At 43.5% G+C, this 13,809-nt stretch carries 14 protein-coding genes; 9 read left to right on the plus strand and 5 right to left on the minus strand.

Going from position 1 to position 13,809, the window contains the following annotated elements; all coding sequences use genetic code 11:
• Positions 1–19 precede the first annotated feature (19 nt).
• Positions 20–679 carry an NAD(P)H-dependent oxidoreductase gene (locus MTF70_RS14510; protein WP_042521848.1) on the plus strand — a complete coding sequence of 220 codons (660 nt, stop codon included), beginning with the start codon at positions 20–22 and terminating at the stop codon, positions 677–679.
• Between the two features lie 111 nt (positions 680–790).
• Here MTF70_RS14510 and grcA read toward each other — a convergent pair whose 3' ends face one another.
• Entirely contained in the window at positions 791–1,168 is a 378-nt protein-coding gene (grcA, locus tag MTF70_RS14515; protein ID WP_005381814.1) for an autonomous glycyl radical cofactor GrcA, read from the minus strand.
• Positions 1,169–1,494: 326 nt separating this feature from the next.
• Here grcA and nfo point away from each other — a divergent pair, with 326 nt between their 5' ends.
• From nfo to MTF70_RS14530, 3 genes are all read left to right on the plus strand, one after another.
• Positions 1,495–2,379, plus strand: coding sequence for a deoxyribonuclease IV (nfo, locus tag MTF70_RS14520; protein ID WP_017821508.1), 885 nt, complete (start codon positions 1,495–1,497; stop codon positions 2,377–2,379).
• A 289-nt stretch (positions 2,380–2,668) separates the two neighbouring features.
• The gene (ung, locus tag MTF70_RS14525; protein WP_005382846.1) at positions 2,669–3,349 is read left to right on the plus strand and encodes a uracil-DNA glycosylase; all 681 of its coding nucleotides are present in this window, start codon (positions 2,669–2,671) and stop codon (positions 3,347–3,349) included.
• 113 nt (positions 3,350–3,462) lie between these two features.
• On the plus strand, positions 3,463–4,014 hold the full coding sequence (locus tag MTF70_RS14530; protein WP_248394066.1) for a hemerythrin domain-containing protein: 552 nt from the start codon (positions 3,463–3,465) through the stop codon (positions 4,012–4,014).
• Between the two features lie 236 nt (positions 4,015–4,250).
• Here MTF70_RS14530 and MTF70_RS14535 read toward each other — a convergent pair whose 3' ends face one another.
• Positions 4,251–4,436 carry a DUF3545 family protein gene (locus MTF70_RS14535; RefSeq protein WP_005381805.1) on the minus strand — a complete coding sequence of 62 codons (186 nt, stop codon included), beginning with the start codon at positions 4,434–4,436 and terminating at the stop codon, positions 4,251–4,253.
• A 721-nt stretch (positions 4,437–5,157) separates the two neighbouring features.
• On the opposite strand from MTF70_RS14535, the gene MTF70_RS14540 reads away from it, so the two are divergent.
• Positions 5,158–6,591, plus strand: a complete 1,434-nt coding sequence (locus MTF70_RS14540) for a sodium:alanine symporter family protein (RefSeq protein WP_005381800.1) — start codon at positions 5,158–5,160, stop codon at positions 6,589–6,591.
• A 110-nt stretch (positions 6,592–6,701) separates the two neighbouring features.
• Positions 6,702–7,478, plus strand: a complete 777-nt coding sequence (yaaA, locus tag MTF70_RS14545) for a peroxide stress protein YaaA (protein ID WP_005382848.1) — start codon at positions 6,702–6,704, stop codon at positions 7,476–7,478.
• A 109-nt stretch (positions 7,479–7,587) separates the two neighbouring features.
• On the opposite strand, the gene srmB is transcribed toward yaaA, so the two are convergent.
• Together srmB and MTF70_RS14555 are read right to left on the minus strand one after the other, a co-directional pair.
• Positions 7,588–8,811, minus strand: coding sequence for an ATP-dependent RNA helicase SrmB (srmB, locus tag MTF70_RS14550; protein WP_213965531.1), 1,224 nt, complete (start codon positions 8,809–8,811; stop codon positions 7,588–7,590).
• 107 nt (positions 8,812–8,918) lie between these two features.
• Complete coding sequence (locus MTF70_RS14555) at positions 8,919–9,638, minus strand: tRNA1(Val) (adenine(37)-N6)-methyltransferase (RefSeq protein ID WP_104975862.1); 720 nt, start codon at positions 9,636–9,638, stop codon at positions 8,919–8,921.
• 330 nt (positions 9,639–9,968) lie between these two features.
• On the opposite strand from MTF70_RS14555, the gene brnQ reads away from it, so the two are divergent.
• Positions 9,969–11,279, plus strand: a complete 1,311-nt coding sequence (brnQ, locus tag MTF70_RS14560) for a branched-chain amino acid transport system II carrier protein (RefSeq protein WP_005381792.1) — start codon at positions 9,969–9,971, stop codon at positions 11,277–11,279.
• A gap of 85 nt (positions 11,280–11,364) precedes the next feature.
• On the opposite strand, the gene fldB is transcribed toward brnQ, so the two are convergent.
• On the minus strand, positions 11,365–11,883 hold the full coding sequence (gene fldB, locus MTF70_RS14565) for a flavodoxin FldB (RefSeq protein WP_025768427.1): 519 nt from the start codon (positions 11,881–11,883) through the stop codon (positions 11,365–11,367).
• 157 nt (positions 11,884–12,040) lie between these two features.
• Between fldB and xerD the strand changes: the two genes are divergently transcribed.
• Together xerD and dsbC are read left to right on the plus strand one after the other, a co-directional pair.
• Entirely contained in the window at positions 12,041–12,958 is a 918-nt protein-coding gene (gene xerD, locus MTF70_RS14570; protein ID WP_205461386.1) for a site-specific tyrosine recombinase XerD, read from the plus strand.
• A gap of 59 nt (positions 12,959–13,017) precedes the next feature.
• Positions 13,018–13,806, plus strand: a complete 789-nt coding sequence (dsbC, locus tag MTF70_RS14575) for a bifunctional protein-disulfide isomerase/oxidoreductase DsbC (protein WP_005381786.1) — start codon at positions 13,018–13,020, stop codon at positions 13,804–13,806.
• Positions 13,807–13,809: the final 3 nt, after the last annotated feature.

The following is a 13,809-nucleotide window of genomic DNA, read 5'->3' on the forward strand; positions in this document are numbered from 1 at the left end:
ATGAGATGAAAAGAGAAGCATGCATTTTTTGATTTTTCTTGGCTCAGTGAGAAACAGCACGCCACCACGACCAGCCCGTTTAGGAATGCGAGTCAGTAAAGCGTGTGAAAAACTCATCGCGAGTCAACATTCGCAACATACGGTCGAAATCATCGACCCTTTGAATTACGACTTTGGCGATGTGTTTAAGCCCGAGTTTGCTTATCACCGCTCTAAAGTTCCGCAGCACCTAAGTGAGCTGGCAGACAAAATCAAACAGGCCGATGGGTATGTGATGGTTAGCCCGGAATATAACCATTCGATGAGTCCTGCTTTGGCGAACATGCTTAACCATTTCGGCAGTTCGCTGTTTTCTTACAAGCCGAGTGCTATCGTGACCTATTCTGCCGGACAATGGGGTGGTGTTAGAGCTGCTGTTTCTATGCGTACCTTCTTATCTGAACTTGGATGTCTACCTGTCTCTGCGATGATCCACATTCCGAAAGCGCAAGAAGTCTTTGATGAACAGGGCGTTGCTGCGGATGAGTCGGAGCAGACGCAGTGGGACAACTATATGAATCGCACTATGCATCAAATGATTTGGTGGGCAGAAGGGGCGTCACTGCAAAGAGATAGGCTTGATCCAACCTCTTTAGCGCAAGCGTTTCAGAAAGATCCTTCGCAAAGAAATGCACCTTAGAGGCGAGTTGCTTTCCATTATAGAAAGGGTTTAGAAGGATTCTGAAACAAAAAAAGCTTGGTCATTGCAGACCAAGCTTTTTAAATTCTAGCGAGCTAGTTTACTGAGAGATTATAGAGTCTCAGTAAAAGTACGAGCGATTACATCACGTTGTTGCTCTGGAGTTAGCGAGTTAAAACGTACTGCGTAACCAGAAACACGAATAGTTAGTTGTGGGTATTTCTCTGGGTGTGCAACTGCATCTTCTAGTGTTTCGCGTTTAAGCACGTTCACGTTTAGGTGTTGGCCGCCTTCGATACGAGGAGCAGTTTCGATTGCAACTTCACGGCTTTCGTATTCACCTAGGTCGCTGATTGCGATAACTTGGTCTGCTTCGTAGCCAGCAGTTGCAGCAACACAACGAGCTTCATTTTTTTCGCTATCTAATAGCCAGATAGAGTTTAGTAGGTCGTCGTTTGCCGCTTTTGTAATTTGGATACCTTGGATCATCACTATCTCCTAGACCACTTACGTGGTGATTATTGGTGTTAATTTTCGAATTTTCGTTGAGCTGAGTATTATATAGCTAATATCCACTATTTTAATATTGATTTAAGTCAAAAAACAACCAAAAACATCATTTTTATTAAGGTAATTTTATTGAGTTAAATCAATAAAACCTTTGAAAACAAACTAATTACAATTTATTTGATAATATAAAAAATATTTAATAACTGGTTTTGTTGTAAATTTACTACAAATTGAGATTAAAGTTTAAACTGGTTAACGCAACTATCTGTATTTAGGTAGCAATACTGAAAGTCTAAAGTGATTAAATGACAAACATGAAAAACAAGCTTGGGAATAAACTCATTGGTGCACATGTCTCTGCTGCTGGTGGGGTCGATCAAGCTCCGTTGAGAGCTCGTGAAATTGGCGCGAATGCATTCGCACTATTTACAAAAAACCAACGCCAGTGGGTGGCGAAGCCTTTAGAAGCAAAAACCATCAGTGCGTTTAAAGCGAACTGTAAAATGCTGGGTTTCGGAGCAGAACATATTCTTCCCCATGATTCTTATCTGATTAACTTGGGTGCGCCGGAAGAAGAAAAGCTGAATAAATCCCGCGCGGCATTTATTGATGAAATGGAGCGTTGTAATCAGTTAGGGCTGACTTTGCTTAACTTCCACCCGGGTAGTCACCTAAAGAAAGTCTCTGAACAGGAGTGCCTCGCAACGATCGCCGAGTCGATCAATCTTGCGCATAAAGCGGTGCCGAATGTGATCGCTGTTATCGAGAATACGGCAGGTCAAGGCACTAACTTAGGCTGGAAGTTTGAGCACCTTGCTGAAATCATCGAGCAAGTGGAAGATAAAGATCGTGTCGGCGTTTGTATTGATACCTGCCATACCTTTACGGCTGGTTATGACTTACGTACAAAAGAAGATTGCGAGCGCACCTTTGCAGAGTTCGACCGTATCGTAGGTATGCACTATTTAAGAGCAATGCATCTAAATGATTCAAAAGTAGAGTTTGCCAGCAAAGTAGATCGCCACCATTCTCTTGGTAAAGGAGAGATCGGGTGGGATTGCTTTGAGTACATCGCGAAAGACCCTCGTTTTGATGGTATCCCTCTGATTTTAGAAACAATTGATCCAGATATTTGGCAGCAAGAGATCAACACGTTGCGTCAATTCCATTTAGCGGCCATTGACAGTTAATGGCGTAACCACAAAGTTGGCACCTTTCTTTCTTAGTCATTGAACATCAATCTCTGAATTAGCAAAGAAGGATGCCAACATGTCTCGACCACTCTCTTTTACTCCTTATGCTTACACTCGTCGCGTGCTTCGCTTACCGATGCCTAATCGTCACATTACCGGACAGGGGCACTTTCGAACGCCACAGAAGCATTAGTCTTTTATTACTTGTCTCAAGTTCGTGGTAAGTTTTTGTTTGTTTGAGTTTCGCTCGTTAGAATAGAAGCAAAATTTAGGACAGGAACTTTCCATGAATCAGTCACCCACTTGGCACGATGTGATCGGCGAAGAGAAAAAGCAGAGCTACTTTGTAGACACCTTGAATTTTGTTGAAGCCGAACGCGCCGCAGGCAAAGCTATTTTTCCTCCCGCAAAAGATGTCTTTAACGCGTTTCGTTTTACCGAGTTCAAAGACGTTAAGGTCGTGATTCTAGGACAAGACCCATACCACGGCCCAAATCAGGCGCATGGCCTGTGTTTCTCTGTACTTCCTGGCATTAAAACGCCACCGTCACTGGTTAATATGTATAAAGAGCTGGCGCAAGATATTGAAGGTTTCCAAATCCCTCAGCATGGTTTTTTGCAAAGCTGGGCTGAACAAGGCGTATTGTTACTCAATACGGTATTAACGGTGGAGCAAGGTAAAGCGCATTCACATTCAAAGACAGGTTGGGAAACGTTTACTGATCGAGTGATTGAAGCCATTAATCAGCATCAAGAAGGTGTAGTGTTCTTGCTGTGGGGTTCACATGCACAGAAGAAAGGTCGTTTTATCGATCGCAATAAGCACCATGTGTTAGCTGCCCCACACCCATCGCCACTTTCTGCACATCGAGGCTTTTTCGGTTGTAAGCATTTCTCTCAAGCAAACCAGTTGCTTACATCACAAGAAAAAGCACCAATTAACTGGCATTTGCCATTAACGGTATAAATGAAGAGACAGCGATCATGGATGGTATGATCGCTGTTTTTTTGAGCACGCTCGAGGCTGATAGTAAATTTCTCATGTACACTTACTAAAAGTAGGTGTTAAGGAGAGACGCTATGATGATCGAAAGAATTCGACGCGAACATGGTTATATGGTTCGTCTGTTGGCGATACTGCGCCATAAGCTTAATGAGATAAAAAAAGAACGTGTAATCAACTATGCGTTAGTAAGCGAGATTGTTGATTACCTCTCTAATCATTCGGAGAAAGTACACCACCCGAAAGAAGATATCCTCTATCACCACTTTCTTGAACACTATGGTAAGCAACAAACCATGGAAAATTTAGAGAAAGAACATCTAGAGTTAGCGAGTAAAACCAGAGAGTTTTCATCCGTGATAGAGATGATCCTTCAGGATGCTGTTGTGCCACAAGACATGTTTGTCGCTCACCTAGAAGATTTCATAGAATCGCAAAGGCACCACTTGGAGCTAGAAGAGCGAAAAATTTTGCCTCTCATTGAAGAGTTATTTACCACAGAAGATTGGCAGCATGTCGAGAGCTTATGGAGCGTCAGTGAGGATGATCCTGTGTTTGGTGACACGATTGCTGATCGTTATAAGCAGTTGGCCGAACGTGTTCGTCAAAGTGGTACTGAATATGTTTAAGACTGAATGATGAAACCTGAGCGAGCGAAAGCCGTCTCTCGGGTTTGTGAGATACATTTCTTATTTATTGGGAATCAACCGAAAATTTAGTGTGCATATTTCTCGGCAAAAAGTACGGAAGATTCTCATTGAGTAATAATGGTATTCATACTTAAACCTTGGTACATAAACTCACGGTGTTTACGGTCACTGTAAACAAAAAACAAAAGGCACCTGTAAGGTGCCTTTTGTTTGAATTAGAGTTTAATGTCTTCCAAGTTATAATCGGTACAGACATCAAGTTCGCGCAGCTCTTTAAGCAAATTGCGTCTGTCGTTCATCTCTTCTATTTCACGCCACTTTCGCTTTACTGGTTTGGCACGAGATTTGGTTGTTGAGGTAGTATCCAGATTAAAAATGTCATCTAGTTGAAAGCCTTCCATAAGCCACCTTTACCTTTCTTAAGCTAAACTGTTGTAACCAGTCCTTGTGGAGTTTTTTTAGTACCACAATAGCCGTGAGAATAACCATGATATATTTCGCATTTGTGTCGGTAGCATGACATTTTCGTGCAAAAATATTCTCAAAATCACACTTTTTATTGCAACGATGTGGATAAAAAATGCACAAACGATCTCAAGAAAACGATTAAATAGAGAGATTTTCTATGTTAATTCGATTTGATGAATGGGTGCACTGCGCAAAGGTTAAAGTTGCATAAAATCAGTTTGATGAAATAGTGTTCAATTAGATGGTAAGTCACTAGCGTAAATTTATGTAACACCTTGTGAATACTAGCTTGTTCTTGTTTATACGGTTTACCATTCCATTTAATGAAGAATAATTATTTATGTTGGTGTTTGGTAATTGAAATGTTGCGAAGTTTGAGTGTTAAGTCTTCTATTTATGTTATTTTTTGGTGACTTTATAGTGAAAAATAACAATGTTATTCTTATTGTTGCATATTGATTTTTGCGCTCCTAGGTTGCATTATCCGCCCGTCAAAAAATACGCTGGTACGTAAAATGGATGCATGAAGCGACGTTTACGATTCTAGATTGCCCATAAACATTACTTAAAAAGCTAAGCACACTTTGACACTTAGCAGGCAATTTGGTGGATGGCTAGGACGCATAGACTGGCGCAACTCACTTTGAGGTACACATGACAGACTTAATCAATTTGATGAACGATCTCCTCTGGGGCTCGATTCTGGTTTATCTTCTTGTTGGTGTTGGTATTTACTTCACCGTTCGATTAGGGTTCATTCAGTTCCGCCATTTCGGCCACATGTTCTCTGTTCTTAAGAACAGCCGTAAAGCAGACAAAGCTGGTATTTCCTCTTTCCAAGCGCTTTGTACTAGTCTTGCTGCACGTGTTGGTACAGGTAACATGGCGGGCGTTGCAGTTGCATTGACTGCGGGTGGTCCTGGTGCGATCTTCTGGATGTGGCTGATTGCAATGCTTGGTATGGCAACATCGTTTGCTGAGAGCACACTGGCGCAGCTATACAAAACCAAAGATGATGATGGCAACTACCGTGGTGGCCCTGCCTACTACATGGAAAAAGGCCTGGGCATGCGTTGGATGGGCGTGTTGTTCTCAGTTTTCCTAATCATCGCTTTTGGTTTGGTATTCAACGCCGTACAAGCTAACTCAATTGCCAATGCAATGAGCAACGCATTTGGTTGGAATAACCTGTATGTCGGTATTGCCGTTGTTTTACTGTCTGCAATTGTTATTTTCGGTGGCATCAAGCGTATCGCAAGAGTTGCTGAGATGATCGTTCCGATCATGGCACTACTTTATCTAGCCCTAGCGCTGTTCATCATGTTCTCTAACCTAGAGAAATTACCTGATGTATTGATGCTTATCTTTAAGAGTGCATTTGGTCTGCAAGAAGCAGCAGCAGGTGGTCTTGGCTACGCAATTGCACAGGCAATGATTAACGGTATCAAGCGCGGTCTATTCTCGAATGAAGCAGGTATGGGTTCTGCACCTAACGCGGCAGCTTCAGCAACACCTTACCCACCACACCCAGCGTCTCAAGGTTACGTACAGATGCTAGGCGTGTTCATGGATACGATCGTTATCTGTTCTGCAACAGTGGCTATCATCCTGATGTCTGGTGAGTATGTCGGTCAAGCAACAGAAGTGACGGGTATCGAGCTAACTCAGCGTGCATTGAGCTCACAAGTTGGCGATTGGGGCGGCATCTTTGTTGCTGTGGCAATCTTCTTCTTTGCGTTTACTTCAATCATTGCAAATTACTCGTATGCTGAAACGAACTTAATCTTCCTAGAGCACAATCATAAAGCGGGCTTAAGCATTTTCCGCGTTATTGTTCTTGGTATGGTGATGTTTGGTGCACTAGCTTCGTTACCAGTCGTATGGTCGCTTGCTGATGTCTCTATGGGTCTGATGGCGATAGTCAACTTGGTGGCGATCATCTTGCTATCTGGCATCGTGATTAAACTGGCCAAAGATTACAATCGCCAGCTTGGTGAAGGCAAAGTGCCAACATTTGATGCGAATGATTTCCCAGAGCTGAAATCTCAGCTTGAAGAAGGCATTTGGTACAACGATAAAAAAGACTAAGTGAGCTATCACTCATAGTTGAAAGCTATTAGTACGATGTAAAAAGCCATGCAGACAATGCATGGCTTTTTTTGTACCCTATTAAAAACAAAATTAGAGAAGGGAAAGTCATGCTTATCGTAGTTTCTCCAGCGAAGACTCTTGATTACGAGTCTCCGTTAGCGACAGAAAAATTTACTCAACCTGAGTTGGTCGAATACTCAAAAGAGCTTATCGATGTTTGCCGCAAACTGACTCCTGCTGATGTTGCCTCTTTAATGAAAGTGAGCGACAAGATTGCCGATTTAAATGTGGGCCGATTCCAAGAGTGGAGTGAAACGTTTACCACTGAAAACTCACGACAAGCCATTCTTGCATTTAAAGGTGACGTTTACACAGGGCTAGACGCCGAAAGTTTATCTGAAGCGGACTTCGAATATGCTCAAGATCATCTGCGTATGCTATCGGGTCTTTATGGTTTACTAAAACCACTTGATTTGATGCAGCCATACCGCCTTGAAATGGGTACCAAGCTTGCAAACGACAAGGGTACGAACTTGTACCAGTTTTGGGGCAATGTTATTACGGACAAGCTTAACGAAGCGATTTCTGCTCAAGGCGATAATGTCCTTATCAACCTTGCATCAAATGAATACTTTAAAGCGGTTAAGCCAAAGAATTTAGATGCGCAAGTGATCACGCCAGTATTCAAAGATTGTAAGAATGGTCAATACAAGGTCATCAGTTTTTACGCGAAGAAAGCGCGCGGTATGATGGCGCGTTACATCATTGAAAACCGTGTTGAGAGCGTGGCAGACCTGACTAAGTTTGATACGGCGGGTTACTACTTTGTGGAAGATGAATCGACGCCAACAGAGTTAGTATTTAAACGCGAAGAGCAAAAATAAAGCTGATTGAGACGTAGTTTACGTTAATCTCTATCAGCACAAACGAAAAAGGGTTGGCATTGCCAACCCTTTGTTATTTTTTAGCTTGAGCTACTTCGCCCCAACAAGGTTACTTCTTCTTAGCGGTTTTCTTTTTCGCGACTTTTTTCTTGTCGTCTTTTTTCTTTTTCTTCTTAAACACAGGCTTTTTGTGTTTAGGACGCATCTCTTTCACGAAACGCTCTTTGATGTCTTCCTTCACGTAGCGCGCAACGCGATCCATCATTGGTTGGTCGTGTGCTTCTACGATTGAGATAGCGTTACCTTTTTTACCCGCGCGAGCCGTACGGCCGATACGGTGAAGGTAAACATCAGCCGTGCGCGGCATGTCGTAGTTGATAACGTGTGATACATCCGGAAGATCGATACCACGCGCAGCAACGTCCGTCGCGAGCAGAACGTTCACAGTTCCATCGCGGAAGCGAGAAATTGCATTGTTACGACGATCTTGCGGCATTTCACCTTGAATCCAAGAACATGGAATCTGTGCACTTTCAAGCTGCGCTCGTAGCTCAGCCAAACGCTCACGAGTCTTTAAAAAGACGATAGTGCGCTCAGCTTGCTGAGTAATAATGTGTTTTAGTAATTCTAGTTTGTGTTCAGCATCATCAGCTCGGTGATACCACTGAGCAATTTTCTTACGCTCACGCAGAGGTGATTTTGAATCGATCTCTGCTGGATCATTCAACAGATCAGCGGTAAAGCCTTCTACGCCTTTCCCTTCTAACGTTGCTGAGAACAGAAGGGTTTGCTTACGCCAGCGACATTCGTTAGATAGGCGATCGACAGTAGGAGCAAAACCCATATCTAGCATACGGTCTGCTTCATCAAGGATTAACCATTCGATTGCACGACAATCAAAACGTTCTGCATCAATGTATTCTTTTAAACGGCCAGGTGTCGCAACCACAATGTCTTGTGTTGTTGCAAGGATGTCGGCGTGCTCTTGGTACTGAACACCACCAGTGATGGTGAAAATGTTGAGTTTGGTATTTTTTGCCAAAGCACGTGCTTGATCGGCAATTTGCATCGCCAGTTCGCGAGTAGGCGTTAGGATCAAAATACGCGCAGGCCCAGGCTTACGACGAGGGAAGTCTTGCAAGTATTGCAATGCTGGCAGGACGAAGGCGGCCGTTTTACCAGTTCCTGTTGGCGCTGACGCTAGAATGTCACGACCGTCCAACGCTTGTGGAATCGCTTCTGCCTGAATTTTTGTTGGGCGTTCGTAACCCATCTCTTCAATGGCTTCAAGTAGGTTTTGGTCTAGATCAAGTTCAGCAAAGGTTCTGATCACAATGAGTTCTCCACAAGCAAAGCTTGGTTAATGGTTCGCCACAACAGCATAGAATACAAAAAGGTCGCACATTATAAAGTGATTGGTGATAAGGATCACATGTTATTTCACATCTTAAGATAAAACTCGCGAGTTAACTGGATGAAATCATCACTATAGCCGTCATTTGAACGGATAATTAAATGTGACGTTTGCGAATCGCAAGGTCGTTTTGACAGTTCAAATAACAGTCGGTGTACTGGTTTCTTTTCTGATGGTTGCACACGACAGATCCTCGATAGATACCAACCTTGGTTTAATGCTAGCTCAATGAACTGCTCGCCTTCGGTGATTGGCAAAACAAAACTAGCTCTCCCTTCGTCATCAAGCAAATGATAGCAACGCTGTAGCAATGCGTTATGGCCTAGCGTATCAGTGTGCCTCGCGGTTGCACGTTGACTGTGTTTCGATTGCTCGCCGCTGTTGAAGTAGGGCGGGTTACAAATGATGCGTTGGAATGGATGTGTCGGCGTAAAGTGCAGTATGTCGGTGTGATGCACACTTACACGATCTGACCAAGGAGACTGGGCCATATTTTTTTGCGCGGCAGCAACGGCTGTTAATTCGATATCGACCGCGGTTATTTGAGCTTCTGTAAAGCGTTGAGCACACATCAGGGCAAGCAGGCCAGTGCCAGTGCCAATATCGAGAATTTTAGCGTCGTTAGGGCTTTGAATCCAAGCACCAAGCATTACCCCATCTGTGCTGACTGGCATACCACTCTCGCCGCCCTCAATACAAAATTGCTTAAAATTGAAGCCTTTAGTTTTCAGTTTTTTGTTCTTCATGATTGTTTTATATTTGCTCAATAATTAAGTGGATTGCTCTATTGTTTATTAATTGTATAGATTGTTGTTTTGTTGGTTATTAAATTGTATTGTTAATTGATCGAGATAAAGAACTGGTCTGTTATTTGGATCTGGTTATATCCACTGCTTTTAAGTTTGAAAACTAAATTAATATGGTGTTTTTTTCTTAAAGGTTGCCAAATGATGAGTATTTCGTCATTATGCGGCGAAAATTTTATAGATTGAACCACGTGTACTTATTGACTTTAGGTATACAAAAAGTGGTCTAAGCATACACAACATTCATTAATTAAAAGACAAGGGTTATCTGTGAAGCAGACGTTAAAACTAACAGATATTATCGCAGTAGGCTTTATGCTATTTGCGTTCTTTTTAGGTGCGGGCAATATTATCTTTCCACCTCTAGCGGGTCAGTTAGCGGGTGAAAACTTAATGCCAGCTATGTTTGGTTTCTTGCTAACAGCGGTAGGTCTACCTCTTATTACTATCGTTGCTATTGCTGTTGCTGGTGGTTCTTGGGATCACTTGACGCAAGATCTTCCGAAAAAAGCGGCAGTTCTTATGGCTGCACTGATTTTCATCATCATTGGTCCTGCGTTTGCAGCGCCTCGTACTGGCCTAGTGGCTTACGAGATGGCGGTGAAACCTTTCTTCCTTGAGGCGTCACAAACGCATCTGACAGCGTTCTCAGTGATCTTCTTTATCGCAGCAATGATGTTCTCATGGTTCCAAGGCCGTTTGATCGATCTCATCGGTAAAGTACTGACACCAGCATTGTTCGTTGGTTTGATCATTCTTGCTGTCGCTGTCTTCCTTGATCCTCAGGGCGATATGATTGGCGCGCACGGTGAATACCTAACGCAGCCTCTGACCAAAGGCTTCTTAGAAGGCTACAACACAATGGATACGTTCGCGTCATTGATGTTTGGCATGCTGATGGTTGATGCACTGCGCGGTAAAGGCATTACTGAGCGCTCTGCAACTACTAAATATCTGATCTATGCAGGTTGTATTGCTGCTGCTGGTCTTGCGTTTGTTTACATCTCACTATTTTACTTAGGTGCGACGAGTGCAACGGTTGCTGCTGGTGCTGATAATGGTGGCCTAGTGCTTAGCCAATACGTTCAAGCGTTGTTTGGTCCATACGGTCAAATCGTTCTGTCTGTCATCGTATTGCTAGCGTGTCTGACAACCGCGATTGGCTTGATTTCTGCGTGTTCAGATTTCTTCAGCTCGAAAACACCACTGTCATACAAGCAATGGGTACTGATTAATGGTTCTGTTTGTGCATTGGTTGCAAACGTTGGTCTTGCGCAGCTGATTTCTCTGTCAGTGCCAGTATTGTTTGCGCTGTACCCTGTGGCGATTGCGTTGGTTGCACTAACATTTGTGCGCAGCAAACTGCCGAATCCACGCTTTGCTTACCGTGCAGTACTGCTTGTATCTCTGCTGTTTGCGTTGGTTGATGCGGCAAAAGTATCGGGTATTGATGTTTCTGCGTTTAACATGTTGCCATTATTCGAAGTCGGCATGGGTTGGGTGCTTCCAACATTTGCGGCTATCGTGTGCATGTTCTTCATCGCGAAACCTCGCCCAGAGCTAGCACAAGAAACCGCGTAATCACTTCGCGTTATCAAGATAATAAAAAGCCCGATGAATTACTTCATCGGGCTTTTTACTTTTTAATGATGACGTGTTTGCGCTATTAAAGCGTGTCGTGGAATTCCACAAGAACTTGTTCACACCATTTTTCGATGCGTTCATCACTCAGTTCGTACTGTGAGTCTTCATCTAACGCAAGTCCAACAAACTTGCTGCCATCTTCGATCAGTGCTTTCGATGCTTCAAATTCGTAGCCTTCATTTGGCCAGTAACCGATAAAGGTTGCGCCTGTGGCTTGCAATTCATCGTGAAGTAAGCCCATCGCATCTAAATACCACTCTCCGTAACCTTCTTGGTCACCCAGACCAAACAGCGCTACAACTTTGCCTTTCAGTGGTGTGGTCGCGATGTCTTGCCAAATCGCGTTCCAATCTTCTTGAATTTCACCAAAATCCCAAGTTGAGATGCCAAGGAGTAATAAGTCGTAGTCCACCATTAGTGATAACGGTGTCTCTTTCACATTGTGAATGTCGACAAGGTCTTCACCAATAAGGGTACGAATTTTCTCTGCTGCCATTTCGGTGTAGCAGGTCGTTGAGCCGTAAAAGAGTCCGATTTTCATTATATTCGTCGTTATTTGTGTTGCTGTTGTGGAAGATTCTAACCATAAATTGAGGAAGATTGCAGCGAATATCCTATGTGGGATGATTTTTTATGGTATTGGATTGGCAGGTGCTTTAATCTAAATACTGTAAATATAAACAGATAAGGAAGCATTCATGACGGCACAACAGCCTGTCAATCAACAAGATTTTTCGCTTGTTGAGCAATTCTTAGATGCGATGTGGATGGAGCGTGGCCTATCAGAGAACACGTTGGCTTCCTACCGAAACGATTTAATGAAGCTGCTCGTGTGGATGGAAAAACATCGATACCGTCTTGATTTTATCAGTTTGTCTGGCTTGCAAGAATATCAAAGCCACCTTGTAGATTTAGATTACAAACAGACGTCTCGTGCGCGTATGTTGTCGGCGATTCGCCGTTTATTTCAATACCTGCATCGTGAGAAGGTGCGTGCTGATGACCCGAGTGCGCTTTTGGTTAGTCCTAAACTGCCACAACGTTTACCCAAAGATATTAGTGAAGAGCAAGTGGACGCGTTGCTCGAAGCGCCAGACCCGAATGACCCTATAGAATTGCGCGATAAAGCGATGCTAGAGCTACTCTACGCGACAGGGTTGCGTGTGACAGAGCTCGTCAGTTTGACCATGGAAAATGTTAGCTTGCGCCAAGGGGTGGTGCGCGTGACTGGTAAAGGTGGTAAAGAACGCCTGGTTCCTATGGGGGAAAACGCGGTTGATTGGATCGAGACGTTCATTCAACAAGGGCGCCCTGCGTTACTTGGTGATACATCATCTGATATTGTTTTTCCTAGTAAACGCGCAAGACAAATGACTCGTCAGACGTTTTGGCACCGTATTAAGTACTATGCTTTGATAGCAGAGATTGATACTGATCAGCTGTCGCCGCACGTACTGCGTCATGCCTTTGCCACGCATTTATTGAACTATGGCGCAGATCTCAGGGTCGTACAGATGCTTTTAGGACATAGTGACTTATCGACCACGCAAATTTATACTCACGTGGCGACTGAACGATTGAAGCAGATCCACAGTCAACACCACCCAAGAGCATAACAATGGTTAGATTCATCCATGTCTTCTTGGAAAAACGATTTTACATTAAGGTGAATTTCATGAGCGTATTACGCCGACTAACTCTGCTGACTTTACCATTTTTTGTTACCGCTTGTGGTGCAGAAGAAAGTCAGGCTCAAACGGAGACTCCTGCGCAACAAGTGGCGCCAGCTGCACAAAGCGGCTTTGATGAAGCAGCATTAAAAACTAAGTTCTCAAAGCTTGGTTTATCTATCGTTGATATTCAACCATCAGACGTCGCTGGCTTATTGGAAATTCAAACCAATGGCGGGATCCTGTTTGCTTCAAATGATGGTAGCCATTTTATCGCCGGTACGCTTTATGCCATTAATGATGATGGCAGTTACAAAGATGTCATAGCAGAGCGTCAAGCGCCGCTTAACGCCGAGAAAATTGCTCAGTTCTCCGATAGCATGATCGAATACAAAGCCGACGATGAAAAGTATGTTGTGACCGTATTCACAGATATCACCTGTGGTTACTGTGTGCGTCTGCATAGCCAAATGCAAGGCTATAATGATCTAGGTATTACAGTGCGTTACATGGCTTACCCTCGCCAAGGTGCAACTGGCCCTGTGGCAGAGCAAATGGCAACGATTTGGTGTGCTGAAGATCCGGCGTCGGCAATGCACAACGCGAAAGTGAATCGTACATTTGATAACCCTGCGAAAGACTTGAAACAGTGTAAAGAAACCATCCAGGCGCATTACAATCTAGGTCGCCAATTGGGTATTTCTGGTACGCCAGCAATCTTCTTACCGAATGGCGAAATGGTTGGTGGCTACCTACCACCTGCAGAGCTATTGAAACGTTTAAAGCAACTATAATCC

Origin of the sequence: Vibrio sp. 2CM40D, from assembly GCF_023161825.1 — a bacterium.
In the GTDB taxonomy this organism is placed as follows: domain Bacteria; phylum Pseudomonadota; class Gammaproteobacteria; order Enterobacterales; family Vibrionaceae; genus Vibrio; species Vibrio alginolyticus.

What these genes read in the sequence shown, in the direction of transcription:
- MTF70_RS14510 (WP_042521848.1), top strand. Translation starts at nt 20, where the DNA reads ATGCATTTTTTGATTTTTCTTGGCTCAGTGAGAAACAGCACGCCACCA.
- grcA (WP_005381814.1), bottom strand. Translation starts at nt 1,168, where the DNA reads ATGATCCAAGGTATCCAAATTACAAAAGCGGCAAACGACGACCTACTA.
- nfo (WP_017821508.1), top strand. Translation starts at nt 1,495, where the DNA reads ATGACAAACATGAAAAACAAGCTTGGGAATAAACTCATTGGTGCACAT.
- ung (WP_005382846.1), top strand. Translation starts at nt 2,669, where the DNA reads ATGAATCAGTCACCCACTTGGCACGATGTGATCGGCGAAGAGAAAAAG.
- MTF70_RS14530 (WP_248394066.1), top strand. Translation starts at nt 3,463, where the DNA reads ATGATGATCGAAAGAATTCGACGCGAACATGGTTATATGGTTCGTCTG.
- MTF70_RS14535 (WP_005381805.1), bottom strand. Translation starts at nt 4,436, where the DNA reads ATGGAAGGCTTTCAACTAGATGACATTTTTAATCTGGATACTACCTCA.
- MTF70_RS14540 (WP_005381800.1), top strand. Translation starts at nt 5,158, where the DNA reads ATGACAGACTTAATCAATTTGATGAACGATCTCCTCTGGGGCTCGATT.
- yaaA (WP_005382848.1), top strand. Translation starts at nt 6,702, where the DNA reads ATGCTTATCGTAGTTTCTCCAGCGAAGACTCTTGATTACGAGTCTCCG.
- MTF70_RS14555 (WP_104975862.1), bottom strand. Translation starts at nt 9,638, where the DNA reads ATGAAGAACAAAAAACTGAAAACTAAAGGCTTCAATTTTAAGCAATTT.
- fldB (WP_025768427.1), bottom strand. Translation starts at nt 11,883, where the DNA reads ATGAAAATCGGACTCTTTTACGGCTCAACGACCTGCTACACCGAAATG.
- xerD (WP_205461386.1), top strand. Translation starts at nt 12,041, where the DNA reads ATGACGGCACAACAGCCTGTCAATCAACAAGATTTTTCGCTTGTTGAG.
- dsbC (WP_005381786.1), top strand. Translation starts at nt 13,018, where the DNA reads ATGAGCGTATTACGCCGACTAACTCTGCTGACTTTACCATTTTTTGTT.